This is a genomic window from Streptococcus suis (assembly GCF_017601095.1).
Taxonomy (GTDB): Bacteria; Bacillota; Bacilli; order Lactobacillales; family Streptococcaceae; genus Streptococcus; species Streptococcus suis_Z.
The window spans coordinates 14,115-40,898 of the sequence record NZ_JAGFUX010000011.1 but is presented as its reverse complement, the minus strand read 5'-3'; the positions used below and the strand labels follow the sequence as shown (position 1 = coordinate 40,898).

General features: G+C 43.3%; 24 protein-coding genes. 17 read left to right on the top strand and 7 right to left on the bottom strand.

From position 1 onward, the window contains the following. The first annotated feature begins 2 nt into the window (after positions 1 to 2). The 9 genes from secY2 to J5566_RS08970 are packed head-to-tail and all read left to right on the top strand — an operon-like array spanning position 3 to position 10,692. The gene (secY2, locus tag J5566_RS09010) at positions 3 to 1,208 is read left to right on the top strand and encodes an accessory Sec system protein translocase subunit SecY2 (protein WP_208563012.1); all 1,206 of its coding nucleotides are present in this window, start codon (positions 3 to 5) and stop codon (positions 1,206 to 1,208) included. Between the two features lie 10 nt (positions 1,209 to 1,218). Continuing rightward, the gene (gene asp1 / locus J5566_RS09005; protein WP_208563011.1) at positions 1,219 to 2,778 is read left to right on the top strand and encodes an accessory Sec system protein Asp1; all 1,560 of its coding nucleotides are present in this window, start codon (positions 1,219 to 1,221) and stop codon (positions 2,776 to 2,778) included. Then, positions 2,779 to 4,350, top strand: coding sequence for an accessory Sec system protein Asp2 (gene asp2 / locus J5566_RS09000; protein ID WP_208563010.1), 1,572 nt, complete (start codon positions 2,779 to 2,781; stop codon positions 4,348 to 4,350). Between the two features lie 2 nt (positions 4,351 to 4,352). Further along, positions 4,353 to 4,907 carry an accessory Sec system protein Asp3 gene (gene asp3 / locus J5566_RS08995; protein ID WP_208563009.1) on the top strand — a complete coding sequence of 185 codons (555 nt, stop codon included), beginning with the start codon at positions 4,353 to 4,355 and terminating at the stop codon, positions 4,905 to 4,907. After that, positions 4,907 to 7,294 (top strand): accessory Sec system translocase SecA2, encoded by a 2,388-nt coding sequence (gene secA2, locus J5566_RS08990; protein ID WP_208563008.1) that lies wholly within the window; start codon positions 4,907 to 4,909, stop codon positions 7,292 to 7,294. Before asp3 ends, secA2 begins: the two co-directional genes overlap by 1 nt. A gap of 12 nt (positions 7,295 to 7,306) precedes the next feature. Next, complete coding sequence (gtfA, locus tag J5566_RS08985) at positions 7,307 to 8,815, top strand: accessory Sec system glycosyltransferase GtfA (RefSeq protein ID WP_208563007.1); 1,509 nt, start codon at positions 7,307 to 7,309, stop codon at positions 8,813 to 8,815. After that, the gene (gene gtfB, locus J5566_RS08980; RefSeq protein WP_208563006.1) at positions 8,812 to 10,143 is read left to right on the top strand and encodes an accessory Sec system glycosylation chaperone GtfB; all 1,332 of its coding nucleotides are present in this window, start codon (positions 8,812 to 8,814) and stop codon (positions 10,141 to 10,143) included. Before gtfA ends, gtfB begins: the two co-directional genes overlap by 4 nt. After that, positions 10,136 to 10,315, top strand: coding sequence for a hypothetical protein (locus J5566_RS08975; RefSeq protein WP_208563005.1), 180 nt, complete (start codon positions 10,136 to 10,138; stop codon positions 10,313 to 10,315). Before gtfB ends, J5566_RS08975 begins: the two co-directional genes overlap by 8 nt. 35 nt (positions 10,316 to 10,350) lie before the next feature. Then, positions 10,351 to 10,692: a metal-sulfur cluster assembly factor gene (locus tag J5566_RS08970; protein WP_208563004.1), complete on the top strand. Its 342-nt coding sequence runs from the start codon at positions 10,351 to 10,353 to the stop codon at positions 10,690 to 10,692. A 20-nt stretch (positions 10,693 to 10,712) separates the two neighbouring features. Here the strand turns inward: J5566_RS08970 and J5566_RS08965 are convergent, their stop codons facing one another. The 5 genes from J5566_RS08965 to J5566_RS08945 form a co-directional block, all read right to left on the bottom strand. Then, complete coding sequence (locus tag J5566_RS08965; RefSeq protein WP_208563003.1) at positions 10,713 to 11,099, bottom strand: DUF6176 family protein; 387 nt, start codon at positions 11,097 to 11,099, stop codon at positions 10,713 to 10,715. A gap of 50 nt (positions 11,100 to 11,149) precedes the next feature. Next, entirely contained in the window at positions 11,150 to 12,868 is a 1,719-nt protein-coding gene (gene ilvD / locus J5566_RS08960) for a dihydroxy-acid dehydratase (protein WP_208563002.1), read from the bottom strand. A gap of 162 nt (positions 12,869 to 13,030) precedes the next feature. Beyond that, positions 13,031 to 13,438 carry a hypothetical protein gene (locus J5566_RS08955; RefSeq protein ID WP_172059661.1) on the bottom strand — a complete coding sequence of 136 codons (408 nt, stop codon included), beginning with the start codon at positions 13,436 to 13,438 and terminating at the stop codon, positions 13,031 to 13,033. Next, complete coding sequence (locus J5566_RS08950; protein ID WP_208563001.1) at positions 13,419 to 14,357, bottom strand: phosphodiester glycosidase family protein; 939 nt, start codon at positions 14,355 to 14,357, stop codon at positions 13,419 to 13,421. Before J5566_RS08950 ends, J5566_RS08955 begins: the two co-directional genes overlap by 20 nt. Beyond that, complete coding sequence (locus J5566_RS08945; protein WP_208563000.1) at positions 14,344 to 15,402, bottom strand: glycosyltransferase; 1,059 nt, start codon at positions 15,400 to 15,402, stop codon at positions 14,344 to 14,346. Before J5566_RS08945 ends, J5566_RS08950 begins: the two co-directional genes overlap by 14 nt. Before the next feature lie 265 nt (positions 15,403 to 15,667). Between J5566_RS08945 and J5566_RS08940 the strand changes: the two genes are divergently transcribed. The 5 genes from J5566_RS08940 to J5566_RS08920 all read left to right on the top strand — a co-directional run bounded on the left by J5566_RS08940 (position 15,668) and on the right by J5566_RS08920 (position 21,351). After that, complete coding sequence (locus tag J5566_RS08940) at positions 15,668 to 17,371, top strand: acetolactate synthase large subunit (RefSeq protein ID WP_208563025.1); 1,704 nt, start codon at positions 15,668 to 15,670, stop codon at positions 17,369 to 17,371. Beyond that, positions 17,364 to 17,840, top strand: coding sequence for an acetolactate synthase small subunit (gene ilvN, locus J5566_RS08935; RefSeq protein WP_208562999.1), 477 nt, complete (start codon positions 17,364 to 17,366; stop codon positions 17,838 to 17,840). Before J5566_RS08940 ends, ilvN begins: the two co-directional genes overlap by 8 nt. 141 nt (positions 17,841 to 17,981) lie before the next feature. Further along, a complete protein-coding gene (gene ilvC / locus J5566_RS08930; RefSeq protein WP_105118310.1) occupies positions 17,982 to 19,004 on the top strand; it encodes a ketol-acid reductoisomerase in 1,023 nt (340 codons plus the stop codon). Positions 19,005 to 19,676: 672 nt separating this feature from the next. Beyond that, positions 19,677 to 20,930: a threonine ammonia-lyase IlvA gene (ilvA, locus tag J5566_RS08925; protein WP_244229006.1), complete on the top strand. Its 1,254-nt coding sequence runs from the start codon at positions 19,677 to 19,679 to the stop codon at positions 20,928 to 20,930. A gap of 211 nt (positions 20,931 to 21,141) precedes the next feature. Then, positions 21,142 to 21,351: a hypothetical protein gene (locus J5566_RS08920; protein ID WP_158457303.1), complete on the top strand. Its 210-nt coding sequence runs from the start codon at positions 21,142 to 21,144 to the stop codon at positions 21,349 to 21,351. 96 nt (positions 21,352 to 21,447) lie between these two features. On the opposite strand, the gene J5566_RS08915 is transcribed toward J5566_RS08920, so the two are convergent. Further along, positions 21,448 to 22,191 carry an amino acid ABC transporter ATP-binding protein gene (locus J5566_RS08915; RefSeq protein WP_208562997.1) on the bottom strand — a complete coding sequence of 248 codons (744 nt, stop codon included), beginning with the start codon at positions 22,189 to 22,191 and terminating at the stop codon, positions 21,448 to 21,450. Continuing rightward, positions 22,184 to 23,749, bottom strand: coding sequence for an ABC transporter substrate-binding protein/permease (locus tag J5566_RS08910; protein ID WP_208562996.1), 1,566 nt, complete (start codon positions 23,747 to 23,749; stop codon positions 22,184 to 22,186). Before J5566_RS08910 ends, J5566_RS08915 begins: the two co-directional genes overlap by 8 nt. 123 nt (positions 23,750 to 23,872) lie before the next feature. Here J5566_RS08910 and J5566_RS08905 point away from each other — a divergent pair, with 123 nt between their 5' ends. From J5566_RS08905 to J5566_RS08895, 3 genes are all read left to right on the top strand, one after another. Continuing rightward, positions 23,873 to 24,712, top strand: coding sequence for an undecaprenyl-diphosphate phosphatase (locus J5566_RS08905; protein ID WP_208562995.1), 840 nt, complete (start codon positions 23,873 to 23,875; stop codon positions 24,710 to 24,712). 130 nt (positions 24,713 to 24,842) lie between these two features. Continuing rightward, the gene (gene mecA, locus J5566_RS08900; protein WP_208562994.1) at positions 24,843 to 25,556 is read left to right on the top strand and encodes an adaptor protein MecA; all 714 of its coding nucleotides are present in this window, start codon (positions 24,843 to 24,845) and stop codon (positions 25,554 to 25,556) included. A gap of 4 nt (positions 25,557 to 25,560) precedes the next feature. Beyond that, complete coding sequence (locus J5566_RS08895; protein ID WP_208563024.1) at positions 25,561 to 26,748, top strand: glycosyltransferase family 4 protein; 1,188 nt, start codon at positions 25,561 to 25,563, stop codon at positions 26,746 to 26,748. The last annotated feature ends 36 nt before the right edge of the window (positions 26,749 to 26,784 follow it).

Sequence of the window (26,784 nt, the reverse complement as noted above, 5' to 3'; positions counted from 1 at the left end):
TCATGAGAAAAATGTTACGTTCTAGTCTGATGCAACGCATACTTTGGACTATATTAATTCTATTTATTTATATGCTGGGTAAGTATACGCCCATCTCCACTTACCCACACCAATTAAGCCAAAATCAGACTGCCTTGGCAATGACCTTGAATAGCTTTGCTATGGTAACTGGTGGTGAGTTTTCCAAACTGAATCTTTTTTCACTGGGCTTGAGTCCTTGGATGACCAGTATGATTTTATGGCGGTTTGTTGGATTCTTAAAACTAAACGCTGCCTTTACTCAGTTGCAAAACCATTTGAGTCAAACCTTTATCATGTTGATCGTGGGACTTATTCAAGCCTTTGGCTACTTAGCGATTATGCCGGCAGCATCGGTCTCTACCTATGAGCGTTTGGGAACCATCGTCATCTTATTAGCTGGAACTTTTGTACTCATGTGGTTAGGGAATCTGAATACGGAAAAAGGCTTGGGAGGTTCTTCAACCATCATTGCTGCGAGCATGATTTTAAGTTTTATCATGAGCGTTTCTGCCATGACGGATAGTCGTCTCGCTAACCCAATCGTCATTGTTCTTTTTGTATTGGCGGCTCTTGTTCTTGTCTGGATTGCAGTTCTTGTCTATAAGGCAGAGTATCGGATTCCTACCAGACGGATCATGCTCAATACCAATCTGTTAAAATCATCCTATATTCCGATTCGGGTGACTCCAGCAGGTGGTATGCCCTTTATGTATGCAATGACCTTGATGACCTTGCCAGTATTGCTGTTACAAGGCTTGATAGCCGTGGTACCGCAGTTAGCAGGGTTGCGAGGAATGGAAGGCAGTCTCTCAGTGAGTGAACTACCAGGTATCTTGCTGTATACTGGCGTCCTCTTTATCCTCTCATATGGCTTTGCATACTTTAATATGGATCCGTCAGAGGTTGCAGAAAATATGCAAAAGAGTGGGGATTACATTGAAAATATCCGTCCAGGAAAGGCAACACAGGCCTATTTGACTCGTTATCTAAACCGGATGGCCTTTGTGGGTGCTGTTTATACCTGTATGATGGGAAGTTTGCCACTCTTTCTGGTGTGGTATTTTAATGGTGAAACTGGTCTTGGTATGATGGTTAACAATATCTACATTGTGACGACTTTGATGCTCACCATTGTGGAGCAGGTTGATATTATTCAATCGTGGAAGCAGTACGAAGACATAATTTAAAGGAGAAGAGATGTATTATTTTGTACCGTCTTGGTATGGGGAACAGAATAAATGGGTTGCCGATTCACTAGTCTGGTACCGGACGATTGAACAAGTGAGTTTCGATGATACCATTAATCAGGTGAAAATGTTTGAAACGGTTGATGAGTCAGCCAGTCTGATTTTATTGGGCTATCAACCACAATTGCGCTATTTTTTCCATAAACAAGGCTTGCACAAGGTCAGCTATTGGTCTTTTTTTGATGATATTCAAAATGTGCACCGTAGCCAGCAATCTGCTATCCACTTCAAGGAGTTGGACTGGCCTAGGGGTACAGAATTTATCTATTCACCTTTTGCTGTTATTGCGCAACGAGAAGGGAAGCTACTGGCTGAGATTCATTTTGCAGAAGATGGAAATTTGCTCTATATTCATTTTGGACCATCGGAAAAAGAAGAGCAACGGTATATTTTTGATGACCGGGGCTTTCTGTCAAGTTTAATTATTTACGAAGATGGTCACCCTGCTTACCAAGATTTTCTCAATTCAAATGGAGTTTGGCAGGTGAGGGAATGGTTTGGAGCAGAGGACCATCGATTGGAAATCAATCCCTTGGCTGATAAGAACATGGAGAAATCCTTCTACTCTTCCTGGGAGGAGTTGATTTTGGAGCGCTTGCGGGTTTTCAAAGGTCAAGTGGTTGAGGAGGATGATATTTTTGTCATCACTGCCAATAAACAGCATACAAATCTATTTTTACAGACTTTTCCGCAACACCATAAAATGTTTTCATTTTTTGGTCAACGCTTTGATTGGAGTGATAAGATCCTCTTGTCAGCTATTTTGCGCCAATCGCAGCATGTTTTGGTAGATACGGATTCAAACGAAGAAAGACTCCTGCAGTTTTGTCAGTTCGAGGGTCTAAATGAAGTAGAAATCCATCGGATGACTCCTTTTGATACCCGCTTGAGGCTGGGGCAAAGTCAAAATATCCGCGAGATGATTTTCTACTGTTTGGTGGATCACCTAGAAGGTGTTGACAGCGTGGTTGATTCGCTCTTGCAACTGCTTGCTGGGAATCCGCTCTTTCAGGTTTGCTTCGTGACCTATAATCGCTCTTATCCATTACAGAATTTAGAGCACCGTGTGATTGAAAAAATTCACCAAAACTTTGATCCGAATCAATTTTTCAATGCCGCGGAAGGGCCAGGTGAAAACCAAGTGGATGAATCAGATTCGTTTGAATTAAAGTCAATTCGTTTCGAATTACTTTCAAATGAGAACCAGATTATTCAGGAGTTAGATAGTGCTCGTCTGGTGATTGATTTGTCAACGCAGCCAGATTTGTATACGCAGATTGCAGCCTTGAGTGCTGGTATTCCACAAATCACAGCAGTAAAAACAGACTATGTTGAGCATAAGGAAAATGGTTGGGTTTTGAATCATCCACGAGATTTGGAACAAGCAGTTCAGTATTTCTGTCAGGGATTGGCCAATTGGAACCGTTCTTTGGTGAAATCGGTCGAAATGATGAGCGATTATACCAGCGGAAATATGGTAGAACAATGGAAGGGATTTTTCGAGAGTTAAATGGGAAAATTAAGAATTGTACAAATTGGAGAGTCAGATTGGTCCCAATCTCTTGAATTACCTCAAGAGATCGAATGGTTCTATGCAAGGGAATCTTCCATTTCAGATTTATTGGATATTTGGCGTGAGGCAGGCTTGATTTGGGATGATGAATCCGTAGCAGGTCCGGTTATGCGCCGACCATTTCAGCTCGCCGGTTTAGTAGTGACCTCGCCAGTCAAAGAAGAAAGTTTACAGGTCTTTCAAGACTATTTAGACCCCTATGCCACTTTTTTGGATGAAGAGGGAGTGATACTAGAGCAGACGCAAGATGGCTATGTTCGTGCCATGCGTCCACAAAACTTGCCATTACTCAGTTCACGAATGGAAAAACTTCAATTTTTAGCAAAAAACCTTTTTTCAGGACAGTATGGGGCGAAGCTAAAAGTGTCAGACATCGATATCCATCCTCAATTTTCTGGGTCTGTTCAATATGATGGTCATGTTGGGGTCGAGTTTTCAGGTCATTTTGGAGAGGACTATTCTCCTTTGTTTACTTTCCGTTATAATTTGGTGGCGGAAGAGGCACGGCTTGAAATTTGGCCAGAATATATCAAAACGGGTTCTCTCTCCTTGCGGTTTGAAATTGTCTCTATTCGATTGGGAAGTGTTTCAGATGTGATGGATCGTTACTACCTGTACGAAGAGGATTTTACAGAACCTGTACAGTTGCCAGAATTGGAAGGGATTGGATACTATTCTATCTCGGTCTCTGCCAAGGGTGAGGGAAGTCTTAAAATGGGGCCTTGTCACTGGCGTCGGTCTCGAAATGGATTGGGTCGGTTTATTTTAGGCGGTCAGCGTATGGTTGATTCTAAAAGGCAAGAAATTTTCTCTTACTTCCATCCAGGCGATCTCACGCCGCCACTTAATGTGTATTTTTCGGGTTATCGTCCTGCAGAAGGTTTTGAAGGTTTCTTTATGATGAAGAGTTTAGGAACTCCTTTCCTGCTCTTATCGGATCCCCGTCTGGAGGGTGGTTGTTTCTACTCGGGAACGGAGGAGCTAGAGAGTCAGATTGTCGCTGTGATTCAGGAGAGTCTTGACTACCTAGGCTTTACCAAACAGGAGTTGGTCCTTTCAGGATTGTCGATGGGAGCTTTTGGTGGTCTTTATTATTCCGCTATGTTAGAACCCCATGCGGTTATTGTAGGGAAACCCTTTACCAATTTAGGTGATGTAGTTACTAACTTGAAATTAAAGCGACCAGATGAGTTTGAGACCAGTGCAGATATGATTCGAAATGTCGTAGGCTCATCTGCAGATGATCAGATTAAGGCCTTTAATTTGCGTTTTTGGGAAAAATTTTCTCAAGCAAATTTGGAAAATACTAAATTTGCGATTGCCTATATGGAGCAGGATGACTATGATCCTTTGGCGACCATACGTCTCATTGACTTTTTGGCGGAAGAGGATGTGCATATTTTTGCAAAAGGCTATGAAGGTCGACATAATGATAATAGCATTTCGATTAACAAGTGGTTCATGACCCAATATCAGCGGGTTTTATCGCATGATTTTGGAAGGAGTTAATAGTGGAAAAAAAGCTAATTGATCGCATTTACTGGGGTGATGTTGCCAGTCACTCAAATTATCTTTACGGATCCAGTATCCGTTTTGTCGATCGAAGCGTATATTTTGAAAATCCTTATTTTGCGGCGGGAAAGGCTATCAAGACATGGCAATCCAAAACCAACTACCAAGCCCATCGTGTGTCGCCTTCTCTACCCATTTTGGTACCAGGGGAAAGTTATACAGTATTGAAGGAGTTTTCTTCTGTGCCAGAGGGGACTTGTTATCTGCAACTGCGGTACTTTAATCGGCAGGATGAACAGATTGGAACCCAAATATTGAGGGATGAAGATGATTGTTTTGTCTTTCCTGAACAAGCCTATTCCTACTCGATTAGTTTGATGGGGGCAGGTTGTGACCATTTGGTGTTTCATTCCTTGTCCTTGTACGGTCACACAGGTGCAGGTGAACTGCAACTGGAGGATGTTCCGAGTCGAAAATACTGGGAGAAGATTCTTCCCGATTCGCTATACCTGGTAAAAAGTCTCATTCAAGTTGCAAATGATGAAGGAGTGTAATGAATAAATTATCAAGTTCAGCAATTCTTAATAGTATGCGTCTGGCCGGTATTCGTCGTTATGCACGAAAGGTCAACAAGTTACGGACCTATTATTCTGAAATGACAGATGAAGAACTACAAGAACAAACCATTTTATTTAAAAAACGGCTTTTGGAAGGCGAAGGTTTGGACGACTTGATGGTGGAAGCCTTTGCTGTGTGTAGGGAGGCCTGTTACCGCATTTTAGGGAAGTTTCCCTACGATGTACAGGTGATGGGGGCAATCGCCTTGCATCAGGGCAATATCGCTGAGATGAAGACCGGTGAAGGTAAGACATTGACTGCCACCATGCCTCTCTATTTAAATGGCTTATCTGGTAAAGGTGCGATTCTGGTTACAACCAATGACTACTTGGCCAAACGGGATGCTGAGGAAATGGGAGAAGTTTATCGTTTCTTGGGACTCACTGTTGGGGTTGGAGTCTTTGAAGAGGGTTACGATCCAGATGTTGAGGAAAAACGAGCTGTATACGCTGCCGATATTACCTATACAACAGGTACAGCCTTGGGCTTTGACTACCTCATGGAAAATTTGGCATCTTCTATCGATAATAAATTTATGCGTGAATTTCATTTTGTTATCGTTGACGAAGCGGATGCCGTCCTTTTGGATATTGCGCAGACGCCCTTGATTATCTCTGGAAGTCCTCGGGTGCAATCCAATCTCTTTGATAGCTGTAATCAGTTCGTATTGACCTTGAAAGAGGAAGTGGATTTCTATTTCAATTTTGATAAACGAGAAGTTTACTTGACAGAACAAGGGATGGTAGCAGCTGAAAAATATTTTGCTATTGAAGATCTCTACGATGAAACGGCTTGGGAATTGAACCGGCAAATTAATTTGGCCTTGAGAGCTCATTATATATACCGTCGTGATTATGACTATATTGTTCATGATGATGAGGTAAAATTGTTGGACAACCGTTCTGGGCGTATCCTAGAAGGAACGCGGCTTCAATCGGGTATCCACCAGGCCATTGAATCCAAAGAAGGGGTGACCAAAACTCAGGAAAACCGTGCCATGGGTTCGGTTACCTATCAAAGTTTGTTCAATATGTTTCCAACTTTGTCTGGTATGACAGGTACGGGTCGAGAAGCAGAAGACGAACTCATCCGTACTTATAAAGTTCCAGTCATTGCTATTCCGACCAACCTTCCGATTCAACGGATTGATTATCCTGATAAAGTGTATGCCACCCTGCCCGAAAAAATCATGGCAACAATGGAAATGGTTAAGGAATTGCATGAACAAGGCCGGCCAATCCTCTTGATTTCTGGTTCTGTTGATGTAACCAAAATTTATTCACAATTGCTCTTGCAAGAAGGGATTGCCCATAACACGTTGACTGCAAATAATGTTGCAAAAGAAGCCTTGATCATTCAAGAGGCTGGACAATATGGTATGGTAACCTGTGCAACAGTGATGGCAGGCCGAGGGACAGACATTAAGCTTGGTCCTGGTGTAGCAGAGCTAGGTGGGTTAGCCGTTATTGGAACTGAGAGGATGGCAAATAGCCGTATGGATGGCCAATTGCGAGGGCGAGCTGGTCGTCAGGGAGAGCCAGGGATGTCACAATTCTTTGTTTCCCTAGAGGATGAGCTATTGGTAAATTTTGGACCTGAGTGGGCCAAACGCTACCTAAGAAGATACAATCAAACTGAGCAAAAACGGTTTGGACAAGCACTGAAGGGGAGACGATTTCGTTCTATTATCAAGACCGCCCAAATTCGTTCAGAAGATATGGCTATCCAATCTCGGCATTCAACTGTTCAATTCGATGAAAGTATGCGAGTGCAACGGAATAAGATTTACGATTTACGCAATCGGCTGATGCAGGATGGAGGCGGTTATGAGGAGAAGATTCAACTCATCTTTGAAAAAACCATCCAGGAATTTCTGGATGCCAACCCCCAGCCAAGTCGCCATCAGGTCAGACGGTATATTTTGGACAATATCACTTACTCCTTTAAGGCATTTCCGAAAGGATTTTCGACCGCCAATCAACAAGAGGTGGCAGCATATTTGCAGAAATTAATCCAAAAAGAACTGAACTTTAAAAAGACTCATTTTCAGTCGGAAGAAGAATTGTCAGAGTTTTATAGGGTATCCATCTTGAAAGCCATAGATGAGTGCTGGGTTGAGGAAGTGGACAGCTTGCAACAATTAAAAGGAGTAGTGAATACGCGTGTTTTGGCTCAACGGAATAACATGTATGAGTACTATAAAGAAGCCTTGCATTCCTATGGAAACATGGCTCAAGAAGTACATCAAAAGATTGCAAGGAATATCCTATTGAGTACGATTGAAACCCTGCCAAATGGGAAGCAGTCTGTTTATTATGTATAAAAAGGATGAAGAATGACAATATATAATATAAACAAAGGAATTGGTTGGGCAAGTAGTGGCGTGGAGTATGCCCAAGCTTATCGAGCAAGTATCTTTCGAAAACTAGGTCTTGAAACGAAATTTATTTTTACGGATATGTTTCAAAATGAAAATATTGCTCACTTTACCAAGAATATCGGTTTTGAAGATGAGGAAATCATTTGGTTGTACAGCTTTTTCACGGATTTGAAAATTGCGCCAACAACCTACCGATTAGAGGATTTTCAAGCTAGTTTACATACAGCGGTGGAAGTGGAAACTCATACTGCAACAGCGATTCGTTACCGTTATACAGGACAGGACGCCCATGTCATCGCCTTTTTCAAAAAAGATGATCCAACTGTTGTCCAGCGTGTCGAGTACCTGAGCAGGGGGAAATTAATCCGCAAGGACTATTATAGCTATACGCGCATGTTTTCGGAGTATTACGCACCGGATCAAAACACACCAAAACTCTATCGGAGAGTCTTTTATAATGAAAATGGTAGTGTTGCTTATGAGGAGAATTGCTCGGATAAAAAGAGTCTCTACCGTTTTCCAGATGCCTTGCTCTATTCGAAAGAAGAGTTGATCGAACGCATGTTGCAGCAGTTGCATCTTGGGAGCCAGGATATCCTCTTGGTGGATCGTTCGACCGAGATTGGTCAAGCTGTCTTACGGAATAAAGGAGATGCCAAGGTAGCGGTTGTCGTACACGCGGAGCATTATAGTGATGGGCATGTGACAGAAGATACGATTTTATGGAATAATTTCTATGAATATCAATTTACCAATGCTGGGGCAATTGATGCCTTCATCACATCGACGGATGCCCAAACGCAGACTTTGGCTGAACAATTCCGCCATTATCAAGGACAGGCGCCAAAGGTGATTACCATTCCCGTAGGAAGTTTGGACCAATTAGCTTATCCTGAGCAAAGTCGCAGACCATTTTCAACCCTAACCTGTTCTCGTTTAGCGACGGAGAAACATATTGATTGGTTGGTGAAGGGAGTGGTGTTGGCTCGTGAAAGTTTGCCAGATTTGGTTTTTGATATCTATGGAGAAGGTGGCCAACGCGGTCATCTCCAACAGTTGATAGAAGAGCACCAGGCTCAAGATTATATCCGCTTGAAAGGCCATCAAGATTTGAAGTCTATTTACCAGAATTATGAGGTGTATTTATCAGCCTCTACGAGTGAAGGTTTTGGATTGACCTTGATGGAGGCAATTGGCTCTGGTCTAGCCATGATTGGACTGGATGTGCCCTATGGCAATCAGACTTTCATTGAGAATGAGAAAAATGGGTATTTGATTCCTCGTTTACGTCCGGATGCTGCGGATGCCTATGCGAAAGCCTTTGCGGAGAAGTTGATTGCCTTCTATCAGCAAGCTGAGCAAACAGAATCCTTCCACCAGGCTTCCTATCGACGAGCAGAGGACTTTTTGACAAGAAAATTAGAAGAGAAGTGGATGGCATTCATCCAGGAGGTTGCCAAGTGATAACTATCTTAGATCAATTCAATAGGGAAGCAAAAGATTTACATCATTCATTGCAAGTTTCTGGTTTTACCGGCCCAGTCATTGTTGTACAGGATGATGGATTTCTTCCTGATGGAGTGCTTTCTGCCTATTCGTATTTCTGTGGCTTTGGAGATGGCGTTGGGAAGCCCTTGTACTTTAACCAAGTCCCTGTTCAAAATTTTTGGGAAATTACAGGAACCAGTCGTGATGGTGAGATTTGGGACTATGATGTTTTGCGGGGTAAAATTTTCTTTGCTGAGCCAAGTTATAGACGATTGGTTAAGGCGGTTGATTGGATGGATCGAGCAGGCAAAGTTCGGTATACGGATCACTACAATCGCTTTGGAAAATTATTTGCTCGGACCAGTTTTAATGAGCAGCAAGTAGCCAATACCAAAAGCTATTATGACAGCCAAGGAGTGGAAGTCATTGTGGAAAACTACTTGACAGCAGACATTATCTTGAACTGGCAAGGGCAAACCAGACTGTTTCCGGATAAGGCTTCATTCTTCCGTTATTTTTTGGAAGTACTGGGTCTAGAGACAAATCGTGTATTGTATAATTCGCTCTCTTATCCATTTTTCATCACCTATGCTTTACAAGGACCTGGGGAAGATATCTTGTTTTGGCAGGAAGGTTTGAATGGAGCAATTCCAGGAAATATGCAGTTGAAACTAGCTAAGACAAGTCGAAATCAACGCATTTTGGTACAAGATAAGGCAACTTATCAGCAAATGCTAGACCTACTGCCAGAAGAACAAAGAAGTCGTATTTCACACTTAGGAATGATTTATCCAGACAGACGTGTGAATGGGGGAAGTAAGAATATCCTAATTGTGACCAATTCGGACCAAATCCAGCATTTTGATTTCTTACTAGACTCCTTGCCAGATTATCATTTTCATGTTGCTGCCTTGACCGAGATGTCAAGTCGCCTGATGCAATATGGGACTAGAAATCAAGTGACTCTCTATCCAAATGTTCGCCAGGATGCCTTGACCAATTTATTGGAAACCTGTGATATATATTTGGATGTTAACCATGGAAGTGAAGTAGAAGGAGTTGTGCGCCGCGCCTTTGAATACAATCAGGCAATTTTTGCATTTGAAAATACGGCACATAATCGTCATTTAACTTTGCCAGAAAACATTGTGCTATTTAGTCAAGCCAATAAAATGATTGAGGGAATCAAGCGCTTTGTAGACTCTCCTAGTGACTTTATCGTAAAACAACGTACTGGACTTGGACAAGAGACTCAGGTAGCCTATCAAAAGGCCTTGGGTGAAGAGGTAGAGGTTAATGGCTAAAGAAAATCCTTTATTGAAAAAAGACATCGAGTCACGCATTCAAAATGCTCGCTATGTTGAACCTAAAAAAGAGAAAAAACGGAAACCATTGGTCTACATTATCTTGATTATTATCATGACGCTTGCTGTTTTGTTCTCCTTGTTGGGGCAGTTACAGTCCCTTTTTCAATAAGCAGTTAAAGATTGAGATAGACTATAGGAGGGAAAATGCGAGACGATATACTCTTGAACGACCGAGCAGCTGCTCTATCGGATCAGTTGGTCAAAATTCTTGAAACCATTTATGATCCAGAAATTGAGTTAGATATTTACAATCTAGGTTTGGTTTATGAGATAAATGTGGATGACGCTGGTTTTTGTAAGGTCACCATGACCTTTACGGATGCAGGCTGTTCCTGTGCCGATACCATGCCTGGGGAATTGGTTACGGCCTTGAAAACCATTGAGGGAATTGAGGATGCCCAGGTCGAAATCGTCTGGTCACCAGCTTGGAAAATGACCCGTATCAGCCGTCTTGGACGGATTACACTAGGTATTAGTCCTAAATAAAATGAGTTGCCTGCCGCAACTCATTTTTTATAGGTCTCATCGTACTGTCTGTCCAGCTCTTCCATGGTTTCATAAATTGGCTTCGGAATCATGATGACCTGAGGGTCAAGGTCTACCATGCCGTAGCTGGAATCAATGCATTCTTCCCAATATTCTAAATGTTTTTTATCGATGTAGGACTCAGAATCTTCTACCTCAACCCCACTTTCTGCTTGAACGGAGTACCAGTAGAGGTATTCGCGGCCATCCAATACCTCGCGGAAGATGGTTTCGACATACATTTTCTCTCCTTCAAGAGTGAGAAGGGTGTCTTCCATGTGCTCGTTGAGAAAGGCCATCCACTGGTCAACGACAGCTGACTTCCCCTCTTTGACACGGAAACGGGATAGTTCGACATGTAGTTTCATTTGATTTTCTCCTTGTGAAAACCCTGTCGCAGTGACAGGGTTTTGTAATGTTATGATTGTTTTCCACTGCGTTCAGGTCTCCAGAAGTCGGTAACTGCTCCTTTAGAGGCAGAGGATACGGTGTGGGCGTATTTGCCGAGAACACCACGAGAGTAGAGTGGTGGAATGACCGTCGTTTTCTTGCGTTCTTCGATTTCTTGGTCAGAAACGTGCATGGTGATTTCCTTGGTATCCTGGTCCACCGTCACCAAATCTCCTGTGCGGAGGTAGGCGATCGGGCCACCATCCTGGGCTTCAGGAGCGATGTGGCCAACAACCAGACCATAGGTACCACCAGAGAAGCGGCCATCAGTCAGAAGGGCTACCTTGTCGCCTTGGCCTTTTCCGACAATCATAGATGAAAGCGACAGCATTTCCGGCATACCAGGCCCACCTTTTGGCCCAACATAGCGGACAACGACTACATCGCCATCGACGATTTCGTCAGTCAAGACAGCTTCAATCGCCTCTTCTTCTGAATCAAAGACCTTAGCAGGACCAGTATGGTTACGGACTTTCACACCGGAAACCTTGGCAACGGCACCTTCAGGAGCAAGGTTACCTTTGAGGATGATGAGTGGGCCATCTGCACGTTTTGGATTTTCAAGTGGCATGATGACATCTTGACCTGGTGTTAAATCTGCAAAGTTTTCCAAGTTTTCAGCAACGGTTTTACCTGTACAGGTGATGCGGTCACCATGGAGGAAGCCGTTTTTGAGCAAGTATTTCATAACCGCAGGGACACCGCCGATATTGTAGAGATCTTGGAAGACGTATTTTCCTGATGGTTTTAAGTCTGCCAAGTGGGGCACGCGTTCTTGGAAATCATTGAAATCTTCCAAGGTCAAGTCAACGTTGGCAGCGTGGGCAATGGCTAGTAAGTGCAGAGTAGCATTGGTTGAACCACCGAGTGCCATGGTGACTGTAATGGCATCTTCAAAGGCTTCGCGAGTCATAATGTCAGATGGTTTAATACCAAGTTCTAGCATGCGTACAACGGCACGACCAGCTTCTTCAATATCAGCCTTCTTCTCAGGAGATTCAGCAGGGTGAGAAGAAGAGCCAGGAATAGACATGCCCATTACCTCAATGGCAGTAGCCATGGTATTGGCAGTGTACATACCACCGCAACCACCAGGGCCAGGGCAAGCGTTACACTCGATTTGACGAACCTCTTCAGCAGTTAAGTCGCCATTGTTCCATTTTCCGATTCCTTCAAAAACGGATACCAAGTCGATGTCTTTACCATTGAGATTACCTGGCGCAATGGTTCCGCCGTAGGCAAAAACAGCTGGAATGTCCATGTTGGCGATGGCAATCATGGAGCCTGGCATATTCTTGTCACAGCCACCGATTGCGACAAAGGCATCCACGTTGTGCCCTCCCATAGCTGCCTCAATAGAATCTGCAATGATATCACGTGAAGTCAAGGAGAACCGCATACCAGGAGTTCCCATAGCAATCCCGTCTGCAACGGTGATGGTACCGAATTGAACTGGCCAAGCGCCAGCATCTTTGACCCCTTCTTTGGCTAATTTTCCGAAGTCGTGAAGGTGGATATTACAGGGTGTATTTTCTGCCCAGGTTGAAATAACTCCAACAATCGGTTTTTCAAAGCTATCATCCGTCATGCCTGTGGCACGCAACATGGCACGGTTGGGTGATTTGACCATTGAATCGTAGACTGAGCTACGGTGACGAAGGGTTTTAAGTGTATCTTTATCTGTCATTTCTCTGCTTCCTATCTTTCTGGTGATTGGTTTTCTTATTATACCATAGTTATGAGGGATATGAAAAAGGATTTGACAAATAATGGGAAATTTCTGAATTTTTTGAAAACAAAAGGAAACAGCTCCCACATATTAGTGGGGAACTGCTTCACTTTATTGAAATTATACTGTTGGAGCAGCTGTTTTGGTCTGCTTGATGAAGAGGCTAATCACAGCTAGAATCAGGAAGCCAGCACCGACATACCAGTAAGGTTGATCCAGGGTTGTAGACCGTCCGGACAGGTTGATAATGCCACGGAGGAGAAAACCTGCGGTGATAACCGCTACGCCAGAATTCCAGAGATTATAGGTCAGGCGAGAGAGTGTGCGATGGATTGCCATCAAGCCAAGTAGAAGACTTCCCCCAATCAGGGTTACGCAGAACAGATAGTGCATATGGAAAGCTGTTTCTCCATAACTGAGGCTTTCATAGACCCGACTGAAGATGAAGAGGAAGGATGTTAGTGCTAAATAAGTGATAAATGTGCGAATAGTACGTTTGTTTTCTGTATTAGTAACCGATGTAGACAATGTCGCTCACCGCCCTTTCTGAAATAGTATTTCCGTTTGTTGTTGGGTTGTTAATCACTTGACCGTTGAAGTAGAGGGTTGATGAACCGCCGCCGTCCAAGTTGTAGGCAGTTGTTGCTCCGTATTGTTTCATAACTTCTGCCAGTTGATAGAGGGATAGACCTTCACTTTCAGAAGTACGGCCGTCTGCCACAACGATGATATAGTGGTTTTCATCGATGATACCAATGGCTGAACGAGGGTTGGAAGACATGGCCCGTCCAACTTCTGTTGAAGTATCCACCACGATTTCACCGTTTTCTACCAAGGTTGGTCCGAAGGCGAGCAAGTTGACAACTCCTTTGTCAATTAACTCTTGAGCTGTTATTTCATTTTCATAGATAATTTCAAATGAGCCGTCAGCATAAATAGCCAAGTCACCATAAGAAGCATTGTCACGGACAGTATCACGGTAGAGGACACCGTTCTTGATGACGTAACCTGTTGAGTTGGCACCGTAGTAGTCGCCATTGACCGCCAAGATGGCATTGTTGGCCGCAGCGGTTTCAGAAGTTTTGGCAGTTACATTGGTACCATAGGTATTTTGAGCCAAGGCTGTTTTCAAGTACTCAGGTGAGCTGACTTGGATATCCGCTACATAGACAGTCGTGTTGTTGGTTGTAATGGTTTCGAGTGTGATTTGGATATTGTCATCAGCGTAAGAGGTATCAGTTGTTGTCACATTGGTTGCGGTTGTTGCAGCGGTGCTACTTGCTACTGTACTGGAATTTGTCGTCGCTGCAGCGGTTGTCGTTGTGGATTCTACTGTTGTAATAGCTTCTGAGAGGACAAAGGTTTTGAGCATGGAGTAGGTGAAACCACTAGTGAGTAATGTGCCGAATAGTGATGCGTATATAAAGGGTTTTTTAAGCAATTTCATGGGAAAATGTATTCCTTTCTTTGAAAATCAATTTTTTCTGAACGATCCATGATACGAAGAAGAGTAGGATGCCGACCACAATTTTTACCAAGTAGAGATTGATACCAAGTACTTGATGGAAGAGGTAAAGTAAGGCGGTGTCACAGAAGAAGAGGACAAAGACAAGGGCAAAGTAGCTGCTACCTGTTTTTGCCAGGCTATCCTGATTGTTGAAAACCAATTTTTTGTTCAAAGAGTAATTGCAGATTGAACTAGTCACTCTGGCTAGGGCATTGGCGAAAAAGAGCCGAATGGCAGTCGGTGTTGCCGCAAGAAAGAGAAGAGAAAGGGCATAGACTGCATAATCGATTAAAAATCCACTAAAAGATGCTAGGGCAAATTTGAAGAGATTTTTGTAAATCATAAGCCCATCACGAATGGGACGGAAGTGGGAACTAGCATTGTCATCGATATAGATGGTATCAATAGGGACTTCTGTAATCTTGAATTTCTTACTTGCCTGAGTTAGCATGTTCATCTCGTATTCGTAACGATTACCTTCAACTGTTAGCATAAATGGTAGCAAGTTGGAGTGGAAAGCACGCAATCCAGTTTGGGTATCACTAACTTTAACACCCGTCTGCATATGGAAGAGTAGTCGGGTTAATTTATTACCGAAGCGACTCCGAAGAGGGATATCATTGGTAAATTGTCGGACACCGAGAATGAGCCGGTTGGGTAGTTGAGTCGCTGCTTGGGCGACACGGTCGATGTCATGGACAGCATGTTGTCCATCTGCATCCGCTGTGACGATCACAGCATTCTTTTGTAGCCCTTGGATATAGCGAAAAGCTGTTCGAAGGGCCTGTCCTTTTCCTTGATTGACAGAATGATGGAGGACTGTTGCATATGCTTTGGCTTCCTGGATAACCTGCTCCGCACCTCCTGTACTGCCATCATCTACGACAATGCCTTGACAGGAAAGACGATTTTGCATGAGTTCCAGTAGTTGTATCAGTTTTTGATCGGGTTGATAAGCGGGAATTACAACATAATACATAATCATAACCTCTTTTGTTTTTCTATGGTATCACTATACTGGACTTTTCTAAAAGGAACCTAAAACTAAGCTGGGAAAGGGATTTGCTTAAGTTTGACTTAAGATTTGGTTTAGGAATTTTTAAGAAATCGAACAAATGTAGAAATTTTCTGAAAATTGTTTGACTTTATTTTACTTTGTGCTATTATAGAAGATAACTACAAATTGCTAGTATAATCTAAACTGAAATGTTATTATAGTAGAAACAAATTTATAGAAGGGGGAAACCTTGTTGGAAGAGTTTCGATTAGACCGTGAACGATCGGGTTCTTATCTGATCTTAGATACTTTGAACCAACTGGGGATTGATACGATTTTCGGTTACCCAGGTGGAGCTGTTTTACCGCTATACGATGAAATTTATCGTTTTGAAGGTATTCAGCACATTTTGGCACGGCATGAGCAAGGAGCAGTACATGCAGCTGAGGGCTATGCCAAGTCAACTGGTAAATTAGGTGTTGCCTTGGTGACGTCAGGTCCAGGAGCGACCAATGCCATTACAGGGATTGCTGATGCTATGGGGGATAGCGTACCCTTACTGGTTTTCACCGGCCAGGTTGCGACAAGAGGGATCGGTAAGGATGCCTTTCAGGAAGCAGATATTATTGGGATAACAACTCCAATTACAAAATACAATTACCAGATTCGTGATACAGCAGATATTCCGCGCGTGATTACAGAAGCCGTGCATATCGCTACAACTGGTCGTCCAGGCCCAGTCGTCATTGATGTTCCTAAAGACATTCAGGAGACCCTGGTTAGTAGCTACCATGACCCAAGTATTCACCTGCCAAGCTACCAACCGACCGTTGAGCCAAATGGCCTGCAAGTCAAAAAAATCCTCAAGCACTTGAGTCTTGCCAAACAACCGGTTATCCTTGCTGGTGGTGGGGTCAACTACGCAGATGCCAATCAGGAACTGATTGCATTCGCAGATCGTTACAAGATTCCCGTTGTTTCAACCTTGCTAGGTTTAGGCGCAATGCCAATCGAGCATGAACTATCACTTGGGATGGGAGGAATGCACGGTTCCTACGCAGCAAATATGGCCATGAACGATGCGGATTACATTATCAATATTGGTGCCCGTTTTGACGACCGCTTGACAGGCAATCCTCTGACCTATGCACCGAACGCTACTGTTGCCCATATTGACATTGACCCAGCAGAGATTGGTAAGGTTAAAAAGACAGCCATTCCAGTCGTAGGCGATGCCAAGGCGACTCTCCAAGCACTTCTCAAGCTGGAACTAGTAGAAACGGACTATGCAGACTGGACAGCCCAAGTCTTGGAAAACAAACGTCGGGCGCCATTCTGGTATGAACAGGATGGAGAATGTATCAAACCACAAAAAGTGATTGAACTAATTGGTCAGTTGACAAATGGGGACGCCATTGTTATCACAGATGTTGGCCAACACCAGATGTGGGCGGCTCAATTCTATCCTTACAAACATGCCCGCCAGTTGGTGACATCAGGTGGCATGGGAACCATGGGCTTTGGGATTCCAGCAGCTATTGGAGCAAAATTAGCCAACCCTGATAGGGAAGTTGTTCTATTTGTTGGCGATGGTGGTTTCCAGATGACCAACCAGGAATTGGCCATTCTCAACGGCTATGGTGTACCGATTAAGGTCGTTTTAATTAACAATCATTCGCTTGGTATGGTCCGTCAGTGGCAGGAATCCTTCTATGACAAACGCCGTAGCCAGTCTGTTTTTGATGCGGAGCCAAATTTCCAGCTGCTAGCTGAAGCTTACGGTATTGCCCATTACAGTTTTGACAATCCAGAGACCCTGACAGAAGATATGAAGGTCATTTTGGAAGACAAGCCTATGTTGATTGAAGTGCATATTTCCAAAGCAGAACACGTTCAACCAATGGTTCCAGCAGGCAAGAGCAATGCAGAGATGTTGGGGGTGAAGTTTAATGCGTAGAATGTTAACAGCAAAATTACGAAATTCATCAGGTGTCCTCAACCGTTTTACAGGTGTCCTATCTCGCCGGCAAATCAATATTGAGTCCATATCGGTCGGTCCGACTGAAGTGGATGACATCTCTCGAGTTACCGTCATTGTCGATGTGGCCAATATGGACGAAGTGGAACAGATTATCAAGCAACTCAATCGCTTGATTGATGTGGTCCGTGTCCGCGATTTGACAGATATTCCCCATTTGGAACGGGAAGTAATTCTGGTTAAAATCGTTGCTCCGCCAGCTAAGCGGGCAGAAATTTTAGCCATTATCCAGCCCTTCCGTGCCAGCGTTGTCGATGTGGCACCTCATTCCATTACCATTCAGATGACTGGTGACGGAGACAAGATTGACGCCCTCCTGCGTGTGATTCAGCCTTATGGCATTAAGAATATCGCAAGGACGGGAGCAACTGGTTTCAGTAGAGATTAATGCTCTTCGAAAATAAACACAATACTGCGTTGACCTGGCTTGATGAACTTTAGTTCTATCCTCGCCTTCCTCGCCCAGTCTAGTGTTCAGTTTCTTTGAGCATTCAACCTTAAACATAAAAAACAGAAAAGAGAAAAAATTATGGCAGTAGCAATGCAATATGAAAAAGATGTAACAGTAGCAGCACTTGATGGCAAGCGTATCGCCGTTATCGGTTATGGTTCACAAGGCCATGCCCATGCCCAAAACTTGCGTGATACAGGGCACGATGTTATCATCGGTGTGCGTGCAGGTAAGTCATTTGACAAGGCAAAAGAAGACGGTTTTGAAACCTTTGAAGTAGCCGAAGCAGCAAAACAAGCCGATGTTATCATGATTTTGGCTCCAGACGAAATCCAAGCAGACCTTTACAATGAAGAAATCGCTCCAAACTTGGAAGCGGGAAATGCCCTTGGTTTTGCCCACGGTTTCAACGTTCACTTTGAATTTATCAAGGTACCAGCAGATGTGGATGTCTTCATGTGTGCACCAAAAGGTCCAGGTCACTTGGTTCGCCGTACCTTTGAAGAAGGCTTCGGTGTGCCAGCTCTTTACGCAGTGTACCAAGATGCAACTGGCAATGCCAAGCATATCGCTATGGACTGGGCAAAAGGCGTTGGTTCGGCTCGTGTAGGTCTTTTGGAAACAACCTTCAAGGAAGAAACGGAAGAAGACTTGTTTGGTGAGCAAGCAGTTCTCTGCGGTGGTTTGACAGCCCTTATGCAGGCAGGTTTTGAAGTCTTGACAGAAGCGGGTTATGCACCAGAATTAGCTTACTTCGAAGTTCTCCACGAAATGAAACTTATCGTTGACCTTGTCTACGAAGGTGGCTTCAAGAAAATGCGTCAATCTATCTCAAACACTGCTGAATTCGGTGACTATGTTTCAGGTCCACGCGTAATTACAGACCAAGTTAAAGAAAACATGAAAGCAGTACTTGCAGATATCCAGTCAGGTAAATTCGCCAACGACTTCGTCAACGACTACAAGGCAGGTCGTCCACGTATGGAAGCATACCGCAAAGAAGCAGAAGGACTTGAAATCGAAAAAGTCGGAGCAGAACTCCGCAAGGCAATGCCATTCGTCAGCCGTAACGACGACGATTCGTTTAAGATTTATAATTAAAATAGTCCGGGGGACTATTTTAACCCTCGCCTAAAAACGAGAAAGCGAGGAAAGTCCAGTGGACTGTTTTAGCCCTCGCCTAAAAACGAGAAAGCGAGGAAAGTCCGAGGGACTGTTTTAGCCCGAGCTTGACAACAAGAGAGCGAGGTAAGTCTATGGATAGGCTAGGAGACACTTGCTATCGCAAGTTTCATCTCCAACCTCTGACAGTTCCCCAAACTGTCAGAGCCCTCGCCTGAAAGCGAGAAAGCGAGGCAGGTCTACGGATAGGCTATTCTAGCCCTTGCCCAGAAATACGAAAGCAAGGCAGTTGAAGTGGAGTGAAAGAGTCTGGGGATAGACTCTTTCAGCTGGTCGCCTAGCAATGTGAGAGCGACCATACGCCCTCGCCTGACAACGAGAAAGCGAGGCATCCTAGGGATAGGCTATTCTATCCTGAGCTTAGAAATGAAGTGTTCTTATCAACAGAAGTTGTTAAGAGTGAAAGTTTAGGTGAGTTACTAAGTTTAACGAGTACTTGCTTTGATAATAAATAAAGGCTGAAAAGAGTTGGATTTCCAACTCTTTTCAGCCACTCTATGATAAAAATGCAATGAAATAGACGGAAGTGCGCATAATTTCTATAAATTTCTTTGCATATTTGCTATAATGAACCAGAAGAGGAGAAAACCATTGACCTTACAAGCAAAACATGTTCAACAAGCACATGAAACCTTGCAAAAGGTAGTTGTTCGCACATCATTGGATTATGATCGTTACTTATCTGAGAAGTATGGTGCCCAAATTTACATCAAGCGGGAAAATGAGCAACCTGTTCGTTCCTTTAAGATTCGCGGGGCCTACTATGCCATTTCTGAATTAAGTCAGAATCAAAAAGCTCAGGGTGTTGTGTGTGCTTCGGCTGGAAATCATGCCCAAGGTGTGGCGTATACCTGTAAAGAAATGGGAATTCCAGCAACTATCTTCATGCCAGTGACCACTCCCCAGCAAAAGATTGGACAGGTCCGATTCTTTGGTGGGAATCAGGTAGATATCCAGTTGGTAGGTGATACCTTTGATGAGTCTGCCAAGGCAGCGCAAGCTTATACACAAGAAACTGGTAAGATTTTTATCGATCCCTTTGATGACCAAAATGTACAAGCTGGCCAAGGAACGGTTGCAGTTGAAATGTTGGAGCAAGCGAGGGAGATAGCTATTTCCTTCGATACCATATTAGTACCTGTTGGTGGTGGTGGTCTAATTGCTGGTGTCTCTGCATATATCAAAGACCAGGCTCCTGACACCAAAATTATAGGTGTTGAAGCGAGCGGTGCTCGCTCAATGAAGGCAGCTTTTGACAAAGGCAGACCGGTTAAACTGGAAACTATTGATAAGTTTGCAGATGGGATTGCTGTTCAAAAAGTTGGAAAAACTACCTATGAAGTAGCCCGTAAGCATGTTGATCAACTAGTTGGAGTTGATGAAGGCTGGATTTCAGAAACCATTATTGATCTCTATTCCAAGCAAGGGATCGTTGCAGAGCCAGCCGGTGCCGCAACGATTGCAGCCCTTGATGTTGTCAAAGATCAAATCAAAGGCAAGGTTGTTTGTTGTATTATTTCGGGAGGGAATAATGACATCAACCGTATGCCGGAAATGGAAGAGCGGGCATTGATTTACGAAGGAATCAAGCATTACTTTGTGGTTAACTTTCCGCAACGACCTGGAGCATTGCGCGAATTTGTAAACCACATCCTGGGACCAAATGACGACATTACTCGTTTTGAGTACATCAAGCGGGCCAACAAGGGGACAGGACCAGTTCTTATCGGTATTGCACTGGGGAATAAAAATGACTATTCGTCTTTCGTCCAACGACTAGAAGAGTTTGATCCGCAATACATCAATCTCCATGAGAATGATTCCCTTTATAAAATGCTGGTCTAAGATTTCTGTTTCTCTTATGCAGAATAAGCTGCTAGATTTGCAATGGAAAGGAGGCTGATTGCTCCAAGTTATCGCCATCACATAAGTTTTCAAGGCGAGTATTAAACAATTATTTCCTTGTAAAACTTGTAGAAAACGAACAATTCTCTTGACAAATCTTGGTCATTTGTATTATACTAAACTGCACGAATAAAATGGAAAGGGGTCTTTTATGACAAGTTACGAAAAAGTAGCCGCTGTTGTCGGCTGGGTCCGTGATAAAAAAATCACTGGTTACCGTATCTCTAAAGAAACCAATGCACGCGAAATGTCAGTTATTGCTCTTGCACAAGGTCGTGCAAAAATCGACAATATCTCATTTGCAACTGCTTTGGGTTTGATTGATTTTTACGATAAAAACCATAAAAAATTTGAAGGCTAATCTGATTTAGCTATATAAAAATAGACAGTTTGCTTTGCAGACTGTCTATTTTTATATGAGAATAAGGATGGGGAATACCCATCCTTATTTGCTTGTCTAACCGAGGAAACGTTGTAAGAAGATCTTGGTTCGTTCTTCCTGGGGATTTTCAAATATTTGCTGTGGGCTGCCTTCTTCAGCGATAACTCCCTTATCCATAAAGATGACGCGGTCAGAAACATCGCGGGCAAATTCCATTTCGTGCGTAACGATAATCATTGTCAAGCCAGATTTTGCTAAATCCTGCATGGTCTTAAGCACCTCGCCGACCATCTCTGGATCTAGGGCAGAAGTTGGCTCGTCAAAGAGGATGACTTCTGGATCCACAGACAAGGCACGGGCAATTGCAACCCGTTGTTTTTGTCCACCAGACAGTTGGTTTGGTTTGGCCTGCCAGTACTGCTCAGTCATACCGACCTTATTGAGATTTTCTTTGGCAATTTTCTCAGCTTCTGCACGATCGCGTTTCAATACAGTTGTCTGTGCTACGACCGCATTTTCCAAGACATTGAGGTTGTTGAAGAGGTTGAAAGACTGGAATACCATGCCTAGTTTTTCACGATAGGTGGTCAAATCATAGCCCTTGGCCAAGACATCTTGACCGTGGTAGAGGATTTGTCCTTCGGTGGGTGTTTCCAAGAGGTTGATGGAACGGAGGAAGGTTGATTTTCCAGACCCCGAAGAACCGATAATGGAAATGACTTCTCCTTTTTCCACTGTCACAGAAATGTCCTTGAGGACCTGGTTTTGTCCGTAGGATTTCTTTAGATTTTTAATTTCAAGAATGATGTTCTTAGTCATGAGGCACCTCGATTTGCATTTGGTTGGCACCGGTTGTATAGGTGTCTGTGTCAAAGCGTTTTTCAACTGTCCGCAAGATACGGGTCACAGTAAAGGTCAAGATAAAGTAAATGATGGCAATGACGGTAAAGGTTTGGAAGTACTGGTAGGTTTGTGTCGCCACGGTATTTCCTGAGAAGTACAATTCAACAACAGAGATAACATTCAGTACAGAAGTATCCTTGATGTTGATGACGAACTCATTTCCAGTAGCTGGTAGGATATTGCGGATAACCTGTGGCAAAACAATCTTGCGCATGGTCTGGTTGTGGGTAAATCCAAGAGCCGTTGCGGCTTCGAATTGCCCCTTGTCAACTGCGAAAATACCACCGCGGACAATTTCACTCATGTAAGCACCGGTATTGATGGATACGATGAAAATAGCAGCTAGGGTGCGGTCAAGGTTGAGACCGAATGCTTGAGCGGTGCCGTAGTAGATAACCATCGATTGTACAATCATCGGTGTACCACGGAAAACTTCGATGTAGATATTGATAAACCAACCGAGAATTCTTTGACCAATTGCAAGAGCCTTGTTAGCTGCTTTTGGCGCTGTACGGAAAACTCCAATCAATAGACCAATGGCTGTACCGATAATGGTACCCAAGATGGAAATGAGCAAGGTCATTCCAGTGCCACGAAGCAACTGTTGCCAGTTGTTGACAATGATGTTCCACACTTGAGCAAAGAAGCTAGGAGTTTCACCTTCGCTGGCTTCTTCGACAGGCTGGTTTTCAATCATATTGTCCATGAGGGCAATTTGGTCTTCTTCAGAAAAGCCTGCAAGAACTTCGTTAACCTGACTGATACGGCTATCGTCCTTGCGCATACCAACTGCGATGGTCACATCTTCAGTATTGGTTGTAAATCCGTCCGTCAATTCGACCATTTTAAAAACAGAGTTTGCAGCTTCAGCTGTACGGGCTTCTGGACGCTCAGAAACATAGGCATCAATAACACCAGCTTCCAGTGCTTGACGGATTTGGGAGAAATCTCCCATGGCAGTTTGTTTGTCTGCTCCTTGGATTTGGTCAATCAAATCGTAGAGGTAGACACCCTGCTGGGCAGTAATTTTCGCGCCGGAAAATTCAGCTAGGCTGCTTGCATTAGCGTACTCACTATCTGAACGAACTACAAGGGTCGGAATAGAAGTGTAGTAGCTATCTGAGAAGGCAATCTCTTTTTTTCGCTCTTCGGTCGGGCTCATACCAGCGATAATCATATCAATCTTTCCAGAAGTAAGAGCTGGAACAAGACCTTCCCACTTGGTTTTAACCACCAAGAGTTCCTTGTCCAAGGATTCGGCAATTTTTTTTGCGATTTGGACATCGTAGCCATTGGCATACTGGTTGGTTCCTTCGATAGGAACGGCTCCGTTACTGTTGTCCTCTTGCGTCCAGTTAAAGGGGGCATAGGCAGCCTCCATACCAACCCGCAAATACTCATCTGCTTGCACACTTGTTGTCACCGTAAAGAGACTGAACAAGGTCAGCAGGAACACAATCCACTTTGTTTTCATAAGAACTCCTTTTTAAGTATTTGTCTATTTTACAAAAAATTCTGACAAATTTCAATCCTATTGTTTTTTTTATTCACATACAAGTCGAATATGGTATAATATGAAAAAAGAAAGGGGTTTGACATGTTGATTGAAATTATAAAAGCGATTTTCTTTGGAATTGTAGAAGGGATTACAGAATGGTTGCCCATCTCTTCGACAGGCCATTTGATTTTAGTGCAAGAATTTGTCAAGTTTTCAAAGGTCAGTGATGATTTCACTTCGATGTTTAATGTTGTGATTCAGTTGGGAGCTATTTTGGCTGTGATGGTTCTGTATTTTGATAAGCTGAATCCATTTCAGGCTGGTAAATCAGCTAAGGAGATCCGTTTGACCTGGCAGCTTTGGGCAAAGGTAGTCATTGCAGCCCTGCCAGCAGCGGTTTTGGGTTTTCTGTTTGATGATTGGCTGGACTTGCATCTCTACAACTTTGTAGTCGTTGCCTTGATGTTGATTGCTTATGGGATTGCCTTTATCTATGTTGAAAAATGGAACCAATCGCGTGAACCTCAAGTTACTTCCTTGGCACGCCTACCTTATAAAACGGCCCTCTATATTGGATTATTCCAAGTTCTTGCTCTAATTCCAGGAACCAGCCGTTCAGGAGCTACTATTTTAGGTGGGATTTTACTAGGGACTAGCCGTCAGGTTGCGACAGAATTCACCTTTTTCTTGGGAATTCCAATTATGTTCGGAGCCAGCTTGCTCAAAATAGTCAAATTGTTGGCTAAGGGGATTTCTGTGACAGGAAGTCAATGGTTCTTGCTATTTATTTCTATGGTGACAGCTTTTGGAGTTTCTCTTTTAGCCATCCGCTTTTTGACGGATTATGTCAAACGCCATGACTTCACTATTTTTGGCAAGTACCGTATCGGATTGGGGACGCTCTTGCTCATTTATTATCTCTTTACATTGATTTTGTAAAAGGCAGATACGTCTGCTTTTTTTTTGTAAAATACAGTTCTTTCTTGTATAATGAAGGAAGTAACCCTGTATGAGTGTAGCCCTAGGCTTATTTTTTTCGAGCAAGGGCAATGAAAGTAAGAGGTATGTGATGAAAGTCAAGCAAATTAGTGATTCGACCTTAAAAATCACCATTTTATTAGACGATTTAGAAGAAAGAGGGATGGAAATTGCTGATTTTCTCATTCCTCAAGAAAAAACAGAAGACTTTTTCTATACTGTCTTGGATGAATTGGATTTGCCAAATCATTTCAAGGAAAGTGGGATGCTTAGTTTTCGTGTAACGCCAAAACCTGATCGTGTGGATATTTTTGTCACCAAGTCAGAAATTGACCAGCAGTTAGATTTTGAAGACTTGGCAGATTTGTCCAACTTGGATGATGTGTCTAAGCTTTCTCCAGAGCAGCTATTTAAGACTTTTGAGGATTCAATGCGTAGTAAGAGTGCAGCGGACAGTGCAGCAGTGAATTTTTTGGAAGAAGTGGAAGCCTTGGATGCTGAAGAAGAGGAAGGAGATCGACAGTATATCTATTACATCCTTGAGTTTGATGATTTTCAACAACTGCATCAATTCAGTCAAACAGTTGATTTTGATATCGAGGAGTCTGAGCTCTACAAGATGGATGGTCGTTACTACATGACAGTTTTGATTCATGTGGAGCATAAGGTTAGAAACTACCCAGAGTACGTCTTGGCGCGAATGCTGGAACATAGTAAGGATTCCAACTTGACCCGTGCAGTTCTTCAAGAGCATGGACATCTCTTGTTGCCTCAAGCGGCCTTGGCCACTGTGAGGAAGGTCTAAGATGATGGTTCCATTCGCTCTTAAGTACATTTTGGTACTGATTGGAACGCTGGTGGGATCACTGATTTTGACGCCCTTGGTACGCTTGCTCTCCTTTAAAATTGGGGCGGTCGATCAGCCAAACGCAAGGAGGATCAATAAAGTTCCCATGCCTTCTGCCGGAGGTTTAGCAGTCTTTTTATCATTTGCGATTGCTTGTTATTTCTTCTTGCCTCAGATTGTCTACCCCCTACCTTATTTGGGGCATTTCAGAGATTACATTACTCCTCTACTTTTGGCGGGGAGCTTGGTAGTGGTACTTGGCTTGATCGATGATATTTTTGAGCTGGCACCTTTGCCAAAGCTGTTGGGAATCATCGTAGCTGCATCGTCCATTTGGTTTTTTACCGATTTTCATTTTGACCAATTCAAGATTCCTTTTGGAGGTCCAGTCCTTTATTTTGAACCGTGGCTATCCTTCTGTTTGACAGTTTTGTGGATCATTGCCATTACCAATGCTGTTAACTTGCTGGATGGCTTGGATGGCTTGGTGTCAGGAGTGTCGATTATTTCCCTATCCACCATGGGAATTGTATCTTATTTCTTTCTTTATGATAGCAATATCTTTTTGACCGTCACTGTCTTTGTTTTGGTAGCGGCTATTGCAGGTTTTTTGCCTTATAACTATAATCCAGCTGTAATTTATCTGGGTGATACAGGGGCCTTGTTCATTGGATTTATGAACGGTGTTCTATCGCTTCAAGGCTTGAAAAACTCGACAGCAGTTGCAGTTGTGACCCCTATGATTATTTTAGGAGTTCCAATTACAGACACAGTTGTCGCCATTATCCGTCGTAAATTATCTGGTCAAAAGATTTATGAAGCTGATCGAATGCACTTGCACCATAGACTCTTATCGCTAGGTCTTAGTCACCGAGGGACCGTTTTGGTGATTTATGCTATTTCCTTTGTCTTCGCCCTTATTTCACTCTTACTCAATGTTTCAAGCCGACTAGGTGGCACTTTGCTAATGATTGCGCTTTTGTTGGGTGTGTTGATTTTATGCGAATTAATCGGGATTTTTGGGGAAAATCGGACACCGCTCTTGAATCTTCTTCGATTATTGGGAAATAAAGATTACCGTCAAGAACGTATAGCAGATTGTAAGGAAAAGCGCTGTCTTCGTAAGCAGCAAGCTAAGAAAAGAAAATAAGAATCTTTCTAAACAAGATAAGAGCCGTCAGGCTCT